Below are 1,895 nucleotides of genomic sequence, written 5' to 3'. Positions count from 1 at the left end.
CGCCTGTCGTGTCCGTCATCACGGGCGTGCTGTCGGCGACCTCCGGCGGCATCTTGCGCGACCTGCTTGCCGGCGAGCCTTCGGTGCTGCTCAGGCCCGAAATCTATGTCACGGCCGCCCTGGCGGGCGCCGCCATCTTCACCCTTGGCGATCTTGCCGGCCTGCCGACGCTGGCGTCCAGCCTGCTCGGCTTCGCGGGCGCGTTCGTCGTGCGCGGCGGGGCGCTTAAATTCGGCTGGTCGTTTGCGGCCTATCGGAGTCGGCCGGGGCGAAGGCCGGAAGACATTCCGTGAGCGAGTAGCGAATAGGGAGTAGCGAGTAGAGATTACCCGAGATGGCGTTCTATTCGCTATTCGCTATTCGCTATTCGCTATTCGCTATTCGCTATGCCGCGAAGCGCTGCCCTTCGCCGCCATAATAGTTGACATAGCGGGCGCCGATCTCCTTGACCGGCATGACGACGAAGACGTCGACGGTCGAGAATTCGTGGTCGATGACGCAACCGTCGCCTATGCGGGCACCGACGCGCAGGTAACCCTTGACCAGCGGCGGCATGGCGGCGATCGCCGCCTTGGTGTTCACCGCCTCGATCGGCATCAGGTCCATCGAGCAGTAGCGCCCCGGTACCGCGCGGACATCCCAGGCGGAGTTGGTGCGGCAATGATGGGCAAGATAGGTCAGCGCCTCGGCATGCGCCGCCGGCACGATGCCGTGGAAAGAGGCGCAGCCGGTCATCACGCCGATGCCGTAATGGTTGATATAGGCCCAGATGCCCTGCCACAGCGCCTCGATGGTGCGCTTGGAACGGTATTCGGGCAGAACGCAGGAGCGGCCGAGCTCGAGGAAGCGCTGGCCGGGGTGGCGCGCGATCAGCTTGGTGAGCTCGAACTCGCCCTCGGAATAGAAGCCGCCGGCGGTCGCGGCGATCTCCTGCCGCAGCAGGCGATAGGTGCCGACGATGCGGCGGTGCTCGGGGCCGGGAAGGGACGTGTCCAACACGAGAAGGTGATCGCAGAGCGGGTCGAAACGGTCGGCATCGCGCCGGTCCTGCGCCTGGAACAGGTCCTTCCTCGCGCCAAGCTCGTCATAAAATACCCGATAGCGGACTTCCTGGGCGGCGGCGATCTCAGCCTCGTTGCGGGCGAGCCGCACCTCGAGGTTGCCGATCCGGCCCAGCGGAGCGCCGCTTGCGACGGCGTCGGCGGTACGGGCAGCGAGCAGGGCGCCGCCGGCATTCGGCCGAGTGTCACATTCAGGCATGACTGTATGCACGAGTGATTCTCCTTCGAGCCATCCCTCTTGGCACGGGGATACGGTGTAGGTGCAACAGGATTGTGACAGTACCGTGATACGGCGTGGCGGGCAATACTTTGTCGGCTGGACAATACCCTCAACCGGCTATCTTACGGTCGCGAAAGCCAGGCAATTCATGGCTTTCAAGGGCTCAAAATTTCGTCAGGCGGCGACCTGGCCCTCAACCGCCTGGACGAGCGCGTCCGGGTCGAGCGGCTTGGTCACGAAGCCGCTGGCGCCATGGGCGAGCACGGCATGCCGGGTCTTTTCCTGGCTGTCGGCCGAAAGCACCATGATCGGGATCGGCGGCATGGCCAGGGACTCTTCATGGCGGCGGATGGCGGCGATCGCATCCAGGCCATCCATGACAGGCATATGCAGGTCCATCAGCACCACATCGAAGCGGAACTTGAGGCCGGCGTCGGTAACGGCATCGACCGCGGCCTTGCCGTTGCCGACAACCTTGACGCGATGCCCTGCCTTGAGCAGCGTGGCGCGGGCGAGCATGGCGTTGATGTCATTGTCCTCGGCGATCAGCACCGACAGGCCCTGGTCGCGCTTGCGCACCGAGGCGGCGCCGCGCGGCTCCGGCCGCGGCTGGG

At 65.4% G+C, this 1,895-nt stretch carries 3 protein-coding genes; 1 reads left to right on the top strand and 2 read right to left on the bottom strand.

The window, feature by feature from the left end; genetic code table 11:
• Nucleotides 1-293: TRIC cation channel family protein (locus EOA27_RS34455; protein ID WP_189562258.1), on the top strand; the 293-nt coding region annotated here is incomplete at its 5' end.
• A 91-nt stretch (nt 294-384) separates the two neighbouring features.
• Here the strand turns inward: EOA27_RS34455 and EOA27_RS34450 are convergent.
• Both EOA27_RS34450 and EOA27_RS34445 read right to left on the bottom strand, forming a co-directional pair.
• Nucleotides 385-1,272: a GNAT family N-acetyltransferase gene (locus tag EOA27_RS34450; RefSeq protein ID WP_108702883.1), complete on the bottom strand. Its 888-nt coding sequence runs from the start codon at nt 1,270-1,272 to the stop codon at nt 385-387.
• Between the two features lie 183 nt (nt 1,273-1,455).
• Nucleotides 1,456-1,895, bottom strand: a 440-nt coding sequence (locus EOA27_RS34445; RefSeq protein WP_145970756.1) for a response regulator, incomplete at its 5' end; no start/stop codon positions are given.

The sequence above is a fragment of the Mesorhizobium sp. M2A.F.Ca.ET.037.01.1.1 genome (genome assembly GCF_003998075.1).
Lineage (GTDB): Bacteria > Pseudomonadota > Alphaproteobacteria > Rhizobiales > Rhizobiaceae > Mesorhizobium.
Note: the sequence above shows the minus strand (reverse complement) of the source record. Positions and strands in the feature narration are given on the sequence as shown.